15 protein-coding genes are annotated in these 16,893 nt (G+C 40.5%); 4 read left to right on the forward strand and 11 right to left on the reverse strand.

Features of this window, described 5'->3' with window-relative positions; genetic code table 11:
- Positions 1–42 precede the first annotated feature (42 nt).
- Positions 43–2,226, forward strand: coding sequence for a S9 family peptidase (locus ACFI4Z_RS10420; protein ID WP_462670531.1), 2,184 nt, complete (start codon positions 43–45; stop codon positions 2,224–2,226).
- A 33-nt stretch (positions 2,227–2,259) separates the two neighbouring features.
- Here ACFI4Z_RS10420 and ACFI4Z_RS10425 read toward each other — a convergent pair whose 3' ends face one another.
- From ACFI4Z_RS10425 to ACFI4Z_RS10445, 5 genes are all read right to left on the reverse strand, one after another.
- Positions 2,260–3,753 carry a HAMP domain-containing sensor histidine kinase gene (locus ACFI4Z_RS10425; protein ID WP_462670532.1) on the reverse strand — a complete coding sequence of 498 codons (1,494 nt, stop codon included), beginning with the start codon at positions 3,751–3,753 and terminating at the stop codon, positions 2,260–2,262.
- A 3-nt stretch (positions 3,754–3,756) separates the two neighbouring features.
- Complete coding sequence (locus tag ACFI4Z_RS10430) at positions 3,757–4,485, reverse strand: response regulator transcription factor (protein ID WP_462670533.1); 729 nt, start codon at positions 4,483–4,485, stop codon at positions 3,757–3,759.
- Between the two features lie 45 nt (positions 4,486–4,530).
- Positions 4,531–5,235 (reverse strand): spondin domain-containing protein, encoded by a 705-nt coding sequence (locus ACFI4Z_RS10435; RefSeq protein ID WP_462670534.1) that lies wholly within the window; start codon positions 5,233–5,235, stop codon positions 4,531–4,533.
- Positions 5,236–5,245: 10 nt separating this feature from the next.
- Positions 5,246–5,947: a spondin domain-containing protein gene (locus tag ACFI4Z_RS10440; protein ID WP_462670535.1), complete on the reverse strand. Its 702-nt coding sequence runs from the start codon at positions 5,945–5,947 to the stop codon at positions 5,246–5,248.
- Between the two features lie 88 nt (positions 5,948–6,035).
- Entirely contained in the window at positions 6,036–6,557 is a 522-nt protein-coding gene (locus ACFI4Z_RS10445) for a TlpA family protein disulfide reductase (RefSeq protein ID WP_462670536.1), read from the reverse strand.
- A gap of 81 nt (positions 6,558–6,638) precedes the next feature.
- Between ACFI4Z_RS10445 and ACFI4Z_RS10450 the strand changes: the two genes are divergently transcribed.
- Together ACFI4Z_RS10450 and ACFI4Z_RS10455 are read left to right on the forward strand one after the other, a co-directional pair.
- Positions 6,639–7,010, forward strand: coding sequence for a DUF4870 domain-containing protein (locus ACFI4Z_RS10450; protein WP_462670537.1), 372 nt, complete (start codon positions 6,639–6,641; stop codon positions 7,008–7,010).
- A gap of 67 nt (positions 7,011–7,077) precedes the next feature.
- Complete coding sequence (locus tag ACFI4Z_RS10455) at positions 7,078–7,512, forward strand: YqaA family protein (RefSeq protein ID WP_462670538.1); 435 nt, start codon at positions 7,078–7,080, stop codon at positions 7,510–7,512.
- Here the strand turns inward: ACFI4Z_RS10455 and folX are convergent.
- The 6 genes from folX to ACFI4Z_RS10485 all read right to left on the reverse strand — a co-directional run bounded on the left by folX (position 7,509) and on the right by ACFI4Z_RS10485 (position 14,352).
- A complete protein-coding gene (gene folX / locus ACFI4Z_RS10460; RefSeq protein WP_462670539.1) occupies positions 7,509–7,868 on the reverse strand; it encodes a dihydroneopterin triphosphate 2'-epimerase in 360 nt (119 codons plus the stop codon). The genes ACFI4Z_RS10455 and folX overlap by 4 nt on opposite strands.
- A 3-nt stretch (positions 7,869–7,871) precedes the next feature.
- On the reverse strand, positions 7,872–8,426 hold the full coding sequence (gene folE, locus ACFI4Z_RS10465) for a GTP cyclohydrolase I FolE (protein ID WP_099295229.1): 555 nt from the start codon (positions 8,424–8,426) through the stop codon (positions 7,872–7,874).
- Positions 8,427–8,447: 21 nt separating this feature from the next.
- A complete protein-coding gene (folM, locus tag ACFI4Z_RS10470) occupies positions 8,448–9,167 on the reverse strand; it encodes a dihydromonapterin reductase (protein WP_462670540.1) in 720 nt (239 codons plus the stop codon).
- A gap of 284 nt (positions 9,168–9,451) precedes the next feature.
- Positions 9,452–10,288 carry an ammonia-dependent NAD(+) synthetase gene (gene nadE, locus ACFI4Z_RS10475; RefSeq protein WP_462670541.1) on the reverse strand — a complete coding sequence of 279 codons (837 nt, stop codon included), beginning with the start codon at positions 10,286–10,288 and terminating at the stop codon, positions 9,452–9,454.
- Positions 10,289–10,347: 59 nt separating this feature from the next.
- Complete coding sequence (locus tag ACFI4Z_RS10480) at positions 10,348–10,977, reverse strand: YceH family protein (RefSeq protein WP_462670542.1); 630 nt, start codon at positions 10,975–10,977, stop codon at positions 10,348–10,350.
- Positions 10,978–10,995: 18 nt separating this feature from the next.
- Positions 10,996–14,352 carry an ATP-binding protein gene (locus ACFI4Z_RS10485; protein ID WP_462670543.1) on the reverse strand — a complete coding sequence of 1,119 codons (3,357 nt, stop codon included), beginning with the start codon at positions 14,350–14,352 and terminating at the stop codon, positions 10,996–10,998.
- A gap of 247 nt (positions 14,353–14,599) precedes the next feature.
- On the opposite strand from ACFI4Z_RS10485, the gene ACFI4Z_RS10490 reads away from it, so the two are divergent.
- The gene (locus ACFI4Z_RS10490) at positions 14,600–16,888 is read left to right on the forward strand and encodes a penicillin acylase family protein (protein ID WP_462670544.1); all 2,289 of its coding nucleotides are present in this window, start codon (positions 14,600–14,602) and stop codon (positions 16,886–16,888) included.
- Positions 16,889–16,893: the final 5 nt, after the last annotated feature.

Genomic DNA, 16,893 nt, shown 5'->3' on the forward strand with positions numbered 1-16,893 from the left:
ATATTAGCCATGGTGGAAAAATAACAATACTTAGGGAAATTTATGAAACCAATACATTCTTTTGCACTGGCTGCATTATCTATTGCCGTACTTTCTGGTTGTAATAAAGCACCAGAGCAGAGCTCACAATCAACTTCGATGACAGCCACCAGTGTTGCTACTCAAGCAGCAGTAAAAGCGCCTGTTGCAAAAAAAGTACCTCATGAAATGACGATTCATGGTGATACACGCATCGATAATTATTATTGGATGCGTGATGATGAGCGAAAAGAGCCTGCTGTAATAGCGCATCTAAATGCTGAAAATGCTTATACTGAGCAGCAGCTCGCGCACACAACACAGCTACAAGCAACGTTATTTGAAGAGCTCAAAGGGCGTATTCAAAAAGATGATGATTCAGTGCCAACAAAGAACGGAAGCTACTATTATTCATCGCAAACGCGTGGCGACAACGAATACCCGACTTATGTACGCGCTAAAGATGGCAAAGGTACCGAGCAAGAAGTTATCTTAGACGTTAATGAATTAGCGATGGGCCACGATTACTATGCCGCAACAGGCCTAACAGTTAGCCCCAATGGGAACTTACTTGCATATGGTGAAGACACGGTAAGTCGCCGTATATACACTATTTTAGTCAAAGACTTAACCACCGGCGAGCTACTTGAAGATAAACTCGAAGGGACTGACGGTGATGTGGTGTGGGCAAACGACAATAAAACGTTTTATTACATTAAAAAAGACTTACAGACATTATTAGGCTATCAAGTTTACCGCCATACGCTTGGCACTCCACAATCACAAGATGAGCTGGTATACGAAGAAACTAATACCAGTTATTACACTGGCCTTGGCAAGAGTAAAGATAAACAAGAAATTTATATTTGGCATGGAAGTACTAGTGCATCAGGTGTCTCAGTGATTGATGCCAATAACGTTAAAGCACAGCCCAAGCGCTTGATTGAACGTGAAGAAAACCTAGAATACGATATTGCTAAACACGGTGATTGGTATTACATCGTGACTAACCTAAATGCAGTAAACTTTCAGTTAATGAAGGTGCATAAAGACAAAGCGAACGATAAAGCGAATTGGCAAACGGTTATTGCTGCGCGTGATGACGTGAAGTTAGAAGGTATCGAGTTATTTGCCAATCACCTTGTTTATAAAGAGCGTGAGATGGGGCAATCTCGCTTAACTATCCGTAATTTAACATCGGGTGATGAGCAAACTCTGGGTTTTAACGATAGCAGTTATATGATTCATGCTTACGGCAATAATGAACTAGATAACCCTAGTTTACGTGTCTACTATGCAAGCATGACTACGCCTGGTACCTCTTATGATATTGATTTAAATAGCACAGAAAAAACCTTATTGAAGCAACAAGCCGTAGTGGGTGATTTTAATGCTGATAATTACGCATCAGAGCGGTTATTTATTACTGCTCGAGATGGCGTGAAAGTGCCAGTGAGCCTTGTTTACCGTAAAGATAAATTCAAAAAAGATGGCACTAATCCGTTATTGCAATATGCGTATGGTTCGTACGGTGCAACGATGGACCCGCGCTTCTCAAGTTCGCGCTTAAGTTTACTTGATCGTGGTTTTGTATTTGCGATAGCCCACATTCGTGGTTCACAAATGTTGGGCCGCCCTTGGTATGAAGACGGAAAGTTACTAAATAAAAAGAACACATTTAATGACTTTGTTGATGTCACTAAAGGGTTAGTAACTCAGCAATATGGTGACGAAAACAACATATTTGCCATGGGTGGCAGTGCGGGTGGCTTACTAATGGGCGCCGTGGCGAACCAAGCGCCTGAACTGTATCAAGGTATGGTTGCTGCTGTACCGTTTGTTGATGTAGTGACAACTATGCTTGATGCAAGCCTTCCGCTGACAACCAATGAATATGGTGAATGGGGTAACCCAAACGAGAAAGTGTATTATGACTATATGTTGTCTTACTCACCGTATGATCAGGTAAGCAAACAAGCCTATCCAAATATGCTCGTTACTACGGGCTTGCATGATTCACAAGTGCAATATTTTGAACCAGCAAAGTGGGTTGCAAAGCTACGAGAGTATAAAACAGACAATAATAAGCTGCTATTCAAAATTGATATGGAAGCAGGGCATGGCGGAGCATCGGGGCGTTTTAAAAGCCTACAAGATACTGCGTTTAACTATGCGTTTATACTTGATTTAGCGGGTATTAAGCAATAGTCAAAACGGTTATCAATAAAGGCGTGATTTGACTCATGCCTTTATTTTTTGCGTTAAGTAAAACCTAAACTGCGTACCCTTGCCTAGTTCACTATGTACATAAATTTCACTGTCCATAAGTTTGAGTAACCCTCTGCAAATAGCCAGACCTAACCCCCCTTGCTGGCGTCCCGCTTTATTTGAATTTCGACCTTGGTAATGAGGTTCGAAAATAGCAGTCAGTTCATCGTTATTAATCCCTACCCCAGTATCACTCACATCGACATATAATTGCGATGTATGCTTTTGACTAACGCGTATATTAATACTATCACCTTGATTAGTATGGCGTATGGCATTGTCGATTAAGTTGCTGAGTACTCGATCAAGCTTTGCAATATCGGCAACCACAGTAAAATCACAAATAGCAGGCTCGACTCCTAAGCTGATCCCCTTACTTTGAGCCGATAGACTAAACTTTGCAATGCAGTCATAAATCAGTTCACCTAAATTAAATGTTTCTGTTTTAATTTTTACTTGGCCATTTTCAAGATTTGCTAACTCAAAAATTTGCTCAATTAACAGTTTAAGCTGATGGCAGTTATTATTTGAAACAGCCAAGTAATGCTGCCGTTCTTGAGTGGATAAATGTCTTGATGGACTGGTAAGCACTTCTAAAAAACCTTGCAAAGAAGCCAGTGGTGTACGTAAATCATGTGACAAATGTGTAAGTAACTCTCTTCGGCGTAAGTCACTTTGTTGCAAGGCTTTAAACTGTTCGTCGATACGGTTTAACATCGCTTGTATGCCTTTGCTTAAATGGCCAATTTCATTATTTTTATTGCCATAGACTGGTAGTTTAAAATCAGTCAGCTGATAGTTTGCCGCTTCAATGCGACTTATATCATTGGCTAAGCGCTTAATGGGGGAAGTAAAAAACTTAAACAGTAACAACATGGCGATTAATAAAAATAATAATGCTGCTATGAGCCAGATTGCGTTGAGATAAAGGCTGTCATTGGCTTTTATTCTATTTAACGTTGTGTCGTAAGCTTCACCACCAATGATGACATACATATAGCCTTGTAGTTGACCTTGGTTATACACTGCGGCGGCTGAAAATATTTTTTGCTTATTATTATCGCGCGGATCATCACCATAGAGTGGGGTTAATGTGGCGTCATTAATTAATCGCTTTAAAGGAGACAGGTCGATATGCGTGCGTTTAACTTTACCTGCCTGTGCTGAATAGGTCAGTATTTTTCCTTGTGGGTCAACAAAGTAAAACTCAAATGCAGGGCCTAGCAACATCAAAGTATGAAACAGGTTTTCAAGTGCTTTATAGTCATAAATACCCTGCTTAATGAGAGGGTTATCTTGTACTAAGTGCTCAGCTAGGTGTATGTGTAAGTTTTGTTCTGCGTGATGTTGTGAGCTTTGCTCTAGTTGTTTACTCCAGCCGTAAACTAGGGCGCATATAAAACCAAATATGATTACTAAAGACCAAGCCAATTTTTGATACAAAGAAAAATTAAATGTCGTTCTCATTATTTAGTTACTCAACTGACTAGGGTTTAGTTTGTAGCCAACCCCCCACACGGTTTCGATAAAAGGTGCTTGGTGGTGTTGCTCTAATTTTGCACGTAGGCGATTTATGTGAGAATTTACGGTGTGTTCATAACCACTGTGTTGATAACCCCATACTTGATCAAGTAACTGTTGGCGGCTAAAAACATGGTTTGGGTGACGGGCAAAGTAAGCAAGTAAATCAAATTCAGTAGCGGTGAGGTTGATAGCGCGCTTGGCTAAAAAAGCTTGGTGGCTGGCAAATTCAATATGTAACGAACCAAGCTGTATGCTTTTTTCAGAGCTGGTAACGTGTTCATCAACTGCATTTGCCGCGAGTAATTGCGCGCGATGACGTAATTGAGTTTTTATTCTGGCTTGTAATTCACGGGCAAAAAAGGGTTTACAAATATAGTCATCTGCGCCCATTTCAAGGCCGATAACCCGATCCATATCTGAGCTTAGGGCGGTCAGTAAAATCACGGCGATTGTTGGATAATGTTCTTTAACTTTTCGACATAAACTCAGGCCGTCCATTTGTGGTAAATTAATATCGAGCAATAATAAGCCATAGGATTGTTTCGTTATTTTTTTTAAAGCGACTTCACCACTGTCAGCCTGATCGATATGAAGGTTTAGTGGCTCAAGCTGTGTGACGATTAGTTGTCTAATCGCTCTGTCATCTTCGATTATTAATATTTTTTCGTGTTGCATACAGTTATCTCTATGAGAGGGCGCATCCATTCGCCCTGAAATAAATTACTGTGTCCGCGTAATAACCACTTTTGCTAACGGATTATCAAACTTATGCTCACTACTTAATACTGAGCTTGTTAGTCCGTCTTGCTGACTCACCACACCTGGGTGCATAGCAATAACATTTACATCATCTCGAATTTCATTAAAGCCTTCTCCGCTATCCGCTGGGCCGGGAATTGTGCCTGAAGCCTCTGAGTTACTCTCGGTACCAGCATCATAAGCGAATGTGAAGTGTGTTAATGTTTGATCAACTGCTAACGAAGACACATCCATAGCATTAAGACCGGTAAAACCATCATTTGTATTCACCATCATGGTGCTTAGTGATAATTTTAATTCTTCAATGCTGTCTGTGGTTATGGTTAATGTTGTTTCTGCGCCTGGTGCAACAGGAGCATCGCCTGAGATATTAGCAATAGCTGAACCAAATTGTAATAGCACACTATTGTCACCCCCTTCAGCCATTCTCTCTAAGGCTGTTGTAGCGGGGTCGCCAACTTTCCAAAGTGTTCCTTCGGTGTGAGCTATGACTGCAATGGGTGAGAACGGTTGCCCAGCAGTTAGGTTACTCACCTGTAGTGTAAACGAATAGCTGACAGGCTCTGGTGTTGGGGTAACGTCATCATCGTTATCATTTGAATCGCTACAGGCTGCTAAAGTACCCGCAAGAGCAATAATCATTAAAGGTCGATTAAAGGCTAACATAGCATTGCTCCTACTTAACTGTAACGGTTAGTTTGGCTACAGGGTTTAACCATCTGTGTACGGTATTGCTTAAATCACTTGCTCCTGCCGCTAAATCGTCATCACCAAGGTTTCCAGGGTGAATATGAATCATGGTATTGCTATCTGAGCTTGATAAGCCAGTGCCGCCACTGCCTGCATTACCTCCAGGTGCTGCGGGAATACCCGGTGTACCTAGTGCTCCAGAACCTTCAATAACAAGCTCGTTGTTGCCTTCTGTACCCGCATCATAGGCATTTAAATAGACCGAGTAAGTGCCAGCTTGTTTGGGTATTTTCCAACTATTCAGGCCAACGAAACCATCATTAGTGGGCAACAGCATTGCTGTGATTGACAGGTATTCATTCGCTTCAGCCGTCATTAGTGTGGTCATTGTAGATGTGCTTGGTGCTAGAAGCCCCTCAGCTGGGTTGGCTATAACATCACTGCCTGCAGCATTTGCTTGATCTATAAGCGGTGCCAAGTTGCCGCCTTCGGCCATGGTTTGTAATGCTGTTGTAGCCGGCATTGCAACTTCAAATAAGGTATCGTCGCTAGCATGCGCGGTGATTAAAATGGGTGTAAAGTGCAACCCTTGAGTAAGGTTTGTAAGTTTTAAATCAAGTTCTGCAGCCGATAAAGATTGGCTAGCAAGTGCAGTTATTACTGCAACAGTAAATGTTGAGGCTTTCATTGTTAGTTCCTGTTTTTGATGAGTCAGTTTTAGTATCAAATAGCAACATCATGAAAGCCTCACAAAGTTATCACTTTTTTATCACAGGCTACCAACTGACTTTTTGCAGCGAATTAGGATCTTCCCCAATGAGTGTTTTTACGACGTGGTTACTCTCATCCAGCAGGATTAGACGGGGGACTCCTTTGTTAGCATATTGGTTGTAGATTGCGCGCTGTGGGTCAGCAATAAGTGAGTAAGCAATATTATACTCTTGTTTGAACTGCATAAGTGTTGCCGCACTTTCCTCTCGGCCAATAGCAATGATCTGCACTTGTGGATCTTTACTCAATGAGGATTGTTGAAGCTGTTTAATAAGGCGTTGTGAGTCTGAGCACCAAGTGGCAAAAAGTATCACTAGCTTCTTCTTTTCACCGAGACGAACGTCGTTGTTATAAATATCTATAAAATGAGTTTGTGTGAAATTATCGCCTATTTTTAAGTAGGTCTCATAGCCTTTATGAGTAATTAGGATAGGTTGCGTCGTCGATGTGCCGCTAGTCTGTGAGCATGCCGATAATCCGACCAGTAAAATACATATAGTTGCTATACGCATTATGTAAGCTGTCATTACTAAATTCCTTTTTAAGGTGAGTGATTTATAGACATTATGCCCTAAAACGGTCACTATAAACAAAAAAAGGAGATTATAATGGAAGAGAATCAAACGGTTGAACCTGTACTGGCTGATAAAGAACAGCGTACATGGGCGATGCTTTGTCACCTAAGCGCACTGGCAGGCTTTATTATACCAATGGGCAGTGTTATTGGGCCGCTTATTGTATGGTTAATTAAAAAAGAAGATATGCCACTTGTCGCAGAACATGGTCGAAAGTCACTTAATTTTCAAATCACGATGTTAATTGCCTACATTGTATGTTTTATATTAATGATTGTCGCAATTGGCGCTATTTTATTACCGATAGTGGCCATATTCTCATTTATAATGGTTGTTATTGGCGCGATAAAAACCAATGATGGGAAGCCATTTAGCTATCCATTTAGTATTAATTTGATAAAATAAACAACGCAATTTTTACTTAAAACCCAGCGGCAAGCTGGGTTTTTTATATGTATCATTTAAGGCTTGAATGGCTTATTTAACATTATTTTTTACTGCATTTATATCGGCTACCTTATTACCTAGCTCATCTGAAATAGTACTTACCGCTATGATCACTAAAGGCGACTACGTACTCTGGCTATTATGGGTAAGTGCAACGATAGGGAATGTATTAGGCAGTTGTGTTAATTATTGGCTAGGCACACAAGTGATGCGCTTTAAAGACCGTAAATGGTTCCCTGTTTCTCAACAAGGTATTAAGAAGGCGCAAACTCGTTTTCAAAAATATGGCGTCTATAGCTTGTTATTTGCATGGTTGCCAATTATTGGTGACCCTTTGACTGTGGTTGGGGGAATTTTTAAGGTGCGCTGGTGGACTTTTTTATGGTTAGTTACCTTGGGCAAAGGAGCACGCTATTTGGTGGTGCTGGCCTTTGCCGTAGGGTTGGATAACCTGCTCTAAGATTTTCTCCAATCAAGAGTAAGAGATACCGAGTCGGCAAAGCGTAACGCATGAGGTTTATCCACACGTGCTTTTGCATAATTAACACTACTATGACTGTGACATACAGCGAGTATCTCTGCGACTAGTTTTTCCAATAACAAAAAATGCCCATTTTCTACAATGCTTATCACTTGCTTGGTAATTGTTTTGTAGTTTAATGCTTGCTCTACTTCATCGGTTTCACAGGCTTGATCAGCAGGATAGTGGATCTCTAAGTTGATCACTACATCCTGCTTTTTTTCGCGTTCTTCAGGGTTAAAGCCAATAAAAGTGCGCAACCTCAGGTTAGTTACATTTATAATTGCATTAGCCATTCGTTAGCCTTTAATCAATTGTAGAAACTCGTTACGGGTTTTAGGATCTGCTCTAAAGTTACCCAGCATAACAGAAGTGCGCATGCTTGAGTTTTGCTTTTCTACGCCGCGCATCATCATACACATGTGTTTAGCCTCAACAATAACACCAACTCCTTTAGCGCCTGTCACTTCTTCCACTGCTTTTGCAATTTGATGAGTTAGTTGCTCTTGTATTTGAAAACGGCGAGAAAACATATCCACGATGCGTGCAAACTTAGACAACCCAAGCACTTTACCATTTGGTATGTATGCAATGTGGCAGCGGCCAACGAAAGGTAATAAGTGGTGCTCACACATTGAGTAAAGCTCAATGTCTTGAATTAAAACCATATCGTCGGCGTCTGATGAAAACACTGCATTGTTTGTTATTTCTTCCAGCGTCTCACGGTAGCCTTTGGTTAAATACTCCATTGCTTTTGCAGCACGCTTTGGTGTGTCGAGTAGACCTTCACGTTGTGGGTCTTCACCGACGGCACTGATAATTTCTTGATAGCTATTTTTTAGTTCGTTGTGCATAAAGTTCTCAATTTTAATTCGTTATTTTAAATGTCTGCCGCCATCGACAGGTAATGTACGTCCGGTGATGTACTGGCTTTTCAGTAGTAGGTCGACGCTATTAATTATTTCTTCACACCCTGGCTCTATACCCATTAATGATTTTTTAAGGGTTTTGGCGCGGTAAAACTCATCATCATCCTGATTAAAAATAATCAATGACGGAGCAATTGAATTTACTTTTATGCGAGGAGCATACTTGGCTGAAAATGACTTGGTTAAATTATCTAAAGCCGCTTTACTTGCAGCGTAGGCAAGGTGCTTTGGACTACCTGTTTCTACAACATAATCAGTCAGGTGAATTATATCTGCTGAGGTTTGAGTGAGCCGTTGGTGTTCCAATAAAAGTGGCGCGCAATTTAAATTAATTAAATAAGGTGCTTTGGCATGGATGCGCATCATATTATCAAACAAGTCAGCGCTGTCTGGATTATTGGCTTCGCAATCCCAACTTGAGGCATTATGTATAATGGCTTGCAAAGACTCTGTGTGGTTTTTTAACGTTGCGATGAAATCGAATATTGTATCATTACTTTTAAAATCAGCCGGCAAACATGTTACTCCCAACGACTCTAATTCATCTATTGAGCTATGGCGTGTGCGGTAAGTAATGATCAGTTCTTGCCCTGCGTTTCGCAGGTGTTTTGCAAGCGCTAAGCCTATACGTTGGCCTGCGCCAGTTATCAAAATCGGCGATGTCATAAATGTGGCAGCTCTCTACTAAACGCGATGTTTTAAAGTCTAGTCACTATAAACTAAATTACAGTAATATTTCACCTACAGTCTCATAGGCTTATCTAAATTTTTACGAATTAACGAGTTTATTCGATCAATGTATTGAGTATTAATACTTTATTAGCTGGCGTTTATGATGCTTGTAGTAATGAGTGTATACATATGTAAAAAATGAAAAGTGGGCAATTAATAGCATTTATCGTTATTAATTGCCCTTGAAGTGATGTTTACTTGCTATGAGATATTAGTTATTAACACTCATCATAAATGGTTGGGATCGCTTGGCGCTTATGTTGCGTTCGAAGATAAATCGCAATCAATTTTTCACTGACCTCGTCACTGACAGGTTTACCTTCTAAAAAGTCATCGATTTGTTCGTAGCTTAGGCCAAGCGCCTCTTCATCGGTTAAACCAGGGCGATCGCATTCTAAGTCGGCCGTTGGCGCTTTTGTAACTAATAGCTCTGGAGCACCGAGCTCTTTAGCCAGCGCTCTTACTTGACGTTTTGATAGCCCAAATAAAGGAGCTAGATCGCAGGCACCATCACCAAATTTTGTGTAAAAGCCGGTAATGTTTTCAGCACTATGATCCGTACCAACAACCAGACCTTGAGTAAAGCCAGCAATTTCGTACTGAGCTATCATGCGTTGGCGTGCTTTTACGTTACCTTTGATGAAGTCTATTTGGGATTGCTCTGGTAAGGCTTCACCACAGCCTACGATAGCTGCAAGAGCTTGGTCATGCATGCCATCTGCTGCAGGCTTTATGTTTACCGCTAAGCGTTTGCTTGGCTGAATGAAATCAACAGCAAGTTGTGCTTCGTCCTCATCAGCTTGTACCCCGTAAGGCAAGCGCACTGCGATAAATTGATACTTATCAGTGTTTTGTTCTTCATTTAATTGGTTAACTGCAAGCTGACATAAACGGCCGCAGGTCGAAGAGTCAACACCACCACTAATACCAAGTACCAAAGAGCGCGAATGTGCCGCGACGAGTCGATTTTTGATAAAATCAACGCGACGGTTAATTTCATTTTTTATATCTATATTTGGCTGAACTTTCATTTCAGCGACGATATCGGCACGCATTTAGAGCTCCTAATTAGTTTCGGGTTGTCACGGCTATTATGTTATTCATGGCGGCTAATTTAAAGTCCTAAGTGCAGCTTAATTTTTTCAACTTCGGCTTTTAAGTCATTAATTTCTGCCAGTAGCTCATTGATCTCGGTTGCCTGAAGCTGTGGTTGCTCGTGAGTACTTGTAGTGTTTAAAGCCGTCACGTCAGCATTTGTAAATAAGTGGCTGTAGCGGCTTTCTCTTTTGCCAGCTTCTCGAGGGTGTTTGATAGCATAGCCTTTGTTAACGAGGTTATTTAGCGTTGTTTCAACGTCTGCTACACTATTAAAATCCGCTAAGCGATTACTGCGAGTTCTTAATTCGCCCGGTGTCTGCGGCCCACGTAACAGTAAAATGCATATAATCGCGCGTTCTTGCTCGCTAAATTGCAAGCTACTAAATTCGGTATTACAAAATCTATGTGCGTATTTATTAACGCGCCCAGATAAACCTTCATCTAATGTTACTAACCGCAACGCGACGAGTTCATCTACTGTGTCTTGTATTTGCGCTTCGGATAAAGAAAGCACAGGCTCTCGGTTAGATTTTTGATTGCATGCATTTGTCAGGCTATTAAGTGAGAGCGGATAGTGCTCAGGTGTTGTACTTTGCTTCTCTAACAAGCAGCCAATTACACGTTGCTGATGAGTTGTTAATTGCATTATGTATCCTTATTCTTTTTATTTTAACCAGTGTTCGAGCTTAGGGCTTAAGGCATTGAAGTCGAGGGGTTTTGATAAATAGTCATTCATTCCTGCAGCTAAGCATTTCTCTCTATCGCCCTGCATTGCATTAGCAGTGAGGGCGATAATAACAATGTCTTTATATACGTCACCAGCATCCCCGCGACGAATTGCTTGGGTCGCTTGGTAACCATCCATTTCAGGCATTTGACAATCCATAAGTAAAAGCTTGAATGGTGCCTTTGACGTCGCTTTTAACTTTTCGAGTGCGTCTATTCCATTTTCAGCAATATCAAACTTCAAGCCTGCTTGCTTAAGTAGCGCACATGCCACTATCTGGTTTACCTTATTGTCTTCAACTAATAACACTTTGCTTTGTACGTTTTTCGTAGGTTGTATCGGTTCTGGTTGTTGACTGACTGAGAAGTCGTGTTGTTGATGTTCAATAAATTTTTCGTTTGCCAGCGCATCAAACAAGTCAGAAGGTGTCAGCGGTTTAAATATTATGCAATCTGGGACAACAGGTAATTGGGTGTTTTCCTGTGAGTAACTCATTGGTGCCATTAAAATTAATTTTACTTTTTGCTCTTTTATATAGTTCTTTAATGTATTGATAGCAGATTTATCTACAAATAAAAAATACGAGTAATCAACTAGCATGGCGTCAACGGGGTATTCAAATGTCGTAAGGGTATCATTGAGTCTTTGATATTTATCAATGATCCTTGAATGCGCCCCCCATAAAGTAAGCTGCTTATGGGTAATAGAGCTGTTGAGTTGGCAAGTATCGACAATTAAAATTTGCTTGTTTTTGATTAAGTGGCTAGGTAAGTCGTGTGCTGTAGTTAATAGTGCATTTACCCTGATCGAGAATGTAAACGTACTTCCCTCACCATATGAGCTAGTAAAACTGATTTCACCATTCATTAAATCGCAAAGCTGTTTAACAATTGCTAGGCCTAATCCTGTGCCTCCATATTGTCGTGTCGTCGATGTATCTGCCTGCGTGAATGAATCAAATAATGAAAGCTGTTTTTCAGCTTTAATACCAATCCCTGAATCAATTATTGAGCAGTTTAAAAATGTGCCATCAGTAGTTTCAGTTAGCTGGGCAACAACAATTACTTCACCATTTTTGGTAAACTTAATTGCATTGCCTAGTAGGTTAGTAACAATTTGGCGAAGCCGATTTGGATCACTAATAATTTTGCTTTTGCTAATCTTTGTTGCATCTAGAATCAGTTTAGTGTTGTTTTTCTCTGCTTTTAGAGCAAATGATTCCACTATTTCACCAAGCAACTGAGGTAAATTAAAAGGAATACTTTCAATATCTAGTTTACCGGCTTCAATTTTGGAAAAGTCTAAAATATCATTAATAATATTGAGCAATGAGTGACCAGAGGATTTTGCTAATTGAATATGATGACGTTGCTGGGGATCAAGTTGGGTATGTTGAACAATATCAAGCATACCGAGTACTCCATTCATAGGAGTACGAATCTCATGACTCATACTGGCTAGAAACTCACTTTTAGCGGCAGCAGCCTGTTCAGCGGCCTCTTTTGCTGTTACCAGTTGTTGTTCAGTTTCAAAACGTTGTTCGCTAGAGTATAAGCTACCAATAAGTGCTGCTACGGCGAGTAAAAAACTTTCCTCATTATGTGACCAATTTCGCGTATGATGACAATTTTCAGCAAACACAACTCCAATTGGACTGCTACCACTGACAATTGTCACACTAAGAATTGATTTTATAGCCAGAGGTTTTAAATAGAGTTCAGTCAGTGGAGCGGTCAGTTTATTAGTTTGCGCATCCGCAGCTTTAATAATCATGTGGTTATCAATAGCGTTAAAAAGAGCACTAAAATCGTCTTTTTGCAATGTGTAGAGCAATGAGCTTTCGGGGGCAAACGTACCATGGTAGGCAAAAGAAAGTAACGCATCTTTATTATCATTAAATAACCAAATACTGGCTCTTTGTACATCTAGAGCGTTGCAAATAGAGTGTGTAATTACATCTTTTGATTGTTTTAAGTGGCCGGTCAAAATAGCTTTGTTAACAGTTAAAGAAGCTAAAACTTCATTGTGTAGTGCGAATTTATTATTCTCAAGCTCAGTACATTTACGGGTATTAATATCTTGTAGCGAGCCAAAAATACGCACACATCGGCCGTTTCGGACCTCTGTTTCTCCGTGGACTAACACCCAAACTATATTGCCGGTTGCATCGACTATTTCCAGCTCGGTTTCATAGTTTTCATCGAATTTTATTGCTCGCGTTTTTAATTCTTTTATCTTATCGCGGCTTGTTCCTTCTTTAAAATAGTTTAAATCATTAGGCCAGTCAGGCTGTTGGTCTAGCGGATATTTAAATATTTTTTTAGTGGTATCAGACCAATAGACTTTTTGCGTTTCTAAATTGTATGACCATGCACCAATCTGCGCTAACCGACTCATTGACGATAGCATTTTTTCATTCTGCTTTTGACGGTTAAACATTTCTATGAAGATAGTAAATGCCCAAATTAAAATACCCATAATAATTGCAATAGCAATGCGTAATGGCCAAACAGATGATGCTGGAGGAGCCCAGCCCGTTTTAGGGCTGACATACATAACCCATTCGCCGCCTTGAATTGTTAGGTGAAGTTTCAAAGGGTTGGTATCTAAAATAGCCTCACTACCATAAAAAAAACCACCTTGCAGACCAAGGCCATTACGCCCTTGTATGGCAACATTAAACGTTTTTTCTAACTTTTTAATTCCTGAGTTTAAATACACTTTGTCAATATCTAGCACAACAGATAATAAGCCCCAAAATGTATTTTCTGGGGGTAAAAATACAGGTACTCTGGCAACTAATGCTTCACCTCCTTGTACCAGCGTTAATGGGCCTGCCATCACAATTTCATTGTTATCTCGTGCTCTCAATGCATCTGCTCTTTGTGCTTCATTTTTCAAGAAGTTAAGACCAATTGATTTTTCATTCCCTTTCAGTGGGTAGGTCATACGTATCACCATACCTGGTGCGCCGCCTATATTTCTAAGTTCTGAGGATGTTTCGAAGAGCGGAGCTGCAATTTGTGAAAAGCGCTCTTGCTTGAGATCAGGTTCTGCTGCAACGGCAACAGCTAAACCGCGGACAAGCTGGATGTTTGAAATTAACGTTGATGATAGCTGAGTTCGGTAAGTGTCAACTTCAGAGAGTATTAGTAATCGGTGAGCTTGTGTAGCGCGATTATAATTAATCTGATCAAGTACAATACTGATAATAAATATAACGCTAAGAGAGAGCCAAAATGTCAGCTTAAATCTATCAGCTTGCTTGTGTTCTTTTTTTTGTGGCCGCTGCATTAGAACGTATACTTTTTGAATAGGCTAAACAACTATAGTCAATTTATCATGGAATTTAAAATACCCTAAGTAAATAAATACTGTTATTTCGCCTGAATTTAAGTGCATGATGAAAAATACAATTAATCAATAATTAACATTATTCTTTCATAAAACTATGTGTACTATATAAGCGTTTTCCAGTCGCCTATTATTTAACGCTGCAGCTGGTTTTATAACAAATTAAAAATTATGCAAGGAATTGGGTATGCTAAAAGTTATCAAGTGGTTAGTTCTAACATTACTTATTTTAGGCTTGGCCGCTACTGCGATTATTTATGGCGTGTTGTCGCTAAGCTTGCCCGCGCTTGACGGAAAAGGAATAAGTAAATCCATTGCAAATAGCGTGTCTGTGTCGCGAGATGCTTTAGGCCAAGCTGTGGTTGATGCCAGTAGCCGAAATGATGCTGCGTATGGTCTTGGGTTTGCTCACGGGCAAGATCGTTTCTTTCAAATGGACTTATTACGCCGTAATGCAGCAGGTGAACTCAGTGAATTATTTGGTAAAGCAGCACTCAATTTAGATAAAAAAATGCGCTTTCATCAATTGCGTAAACGTAGCGAAAATATTGTCAAGCAATTACCACAGGCTGATCAGGCTTTACTTAATAGCTACAGTGCAGGTGTTAACGAAGGGCTGGCTCAAGTTGGCTTTTCGGGTTTTGAATACTTATTAACAGGTGCTAAGCAAAAACCGTGGCGTAGCGAAGATAGCTTACTGGTTATTTTTAGTATGTATTTAGATTTGCAGACTGCTACCTTTGAACGTGACCAAGCCTTAATTCAAATCAATGAGTTATATGGTGCAGAAATGCTGGATTTTTTGACCCAACCAAGTCGTTATCAAGCTGCACTGGATGGAAGTACCCTATCACCTTATAAATCAGGTATACCTGCATTACCTAAACAGTCAGATAATGCGTTTAAACAAATAGATCAAACTCAAGAGTTTGGTAGTAATAATTGGGCTGTGTCAGGGCAATTAACAGCGACAGGTTCAGCCATGCTCTCTGATGATATGCATTTGTCTATGGCTGTACCTGTTATTTGGTACCGTGCGCAACTTAATTACCGTAAAAATAACGAAACACATCAAGTAACCGGTGTTTCTTTACCTGGCGCTCCTGCGATTGTTGTGGGGACAAATAATCATATTGCCTGGGGTTTTACCAATGGCTATTTAGACACGGCTGATTGGGTTGAACTAACTGAAAGTAGTAAAACTTGGCAAGAAACTGAGCAAATTGTACTTGCTGATGGCAGTACTGAGCCTTACCAACTAACAATGAGTGAATATGGGCCCGTGCGTGAAATAGATGCAAAGCAATATGCACTCAGTTGGGTGGGTCACCAAAACTATGCGGTGGATATGGATTTACTGCAACTAGAGCAAGCTAAGAATGTTGATGCTGCGTTAGCATTAGCCAGTGATGTAGGTATTCCAGTACAGAACTTAATGGTTGTAGATAGCCAAGGTAACGCAGCGTGGAAAAACATGGGGGCCATTCCTGCTCGTAAAACACCCAGTGATGTGGCCGTGACTGAAAAGGGGTATTCACCTTTGTGGCAACAGAATGAGCAACAAAGGCCTAGTATTAAAAACCCTAAAGATGGGCGTCTATGGACGGGAAACTCGCGTGTGGTTTCAGCGCAAGAACACCAGCGTTTCGGTAACGGGGGTTACGCACTAGGCGCACGCTCAACACAAATAAGAGACAGACTGTTAGAGAAAGATCAGTTTAATGAATCCGATTTTAACGCTTTACAACTTGATAATGAGGCACGGTTTTTAATGCCTTGGCATAAGTTACTCTTGGCGAAGTTAAAGCAGCAACCTGTTAATAATAAGTCTTTTATTACAGCAATTGAGAACTGGCAAGCGTGTGCATGCCCTGATTCAATTGGTTATACGTTAGTGAGGCGTTACCGGGGTGCGGTTATTGATAGCGTATTTAGTGGTATGCAAAATACGTTGGAACACAGAGGTGGGTCTTTAAAATATATTAAACGTGATTTAGAACCTGCTATATGGCAGCTAATTGAGCAACAACCTACGAGTTGGCTTAAACCTGAGTTTAACAGTTGGGATGAGCAGTTAAGTGATGCGTTCACTCAAACCATAACAAGCTTAACTGAGCAATATGGTGAAAATATGCAAAACTGGCGCTGGGGCAATGTCAATGAACTTGTTATAGAGCATCCATTTGCAAAGCAAATTCCACAACTAAGTAAATTTTTAAATATGCCAAAAGCGTCAGGGTTTGGTGATAGCTTTATGCCAGCAGTACAAGGGCGAAGCTTTGGCGCATCACAGCGTTTTATCGCACAACCAGGCCATTTGGAGAGCGCTGTTATGGCGATTCCCGGTGGTCAGTCTGGGCATCCTTTGTCACCATTTTACAGAGCGGGTTTTGATGAATACATAAATGGCGAGCTCACACCATTATTACCGCAGACTATTAGCCACAAAATAGTTATAAGTCCAACCAATCTATAAATACA

The organism is Pseudoalteromonas sp. RWi3, assembly GCF_054960735.1.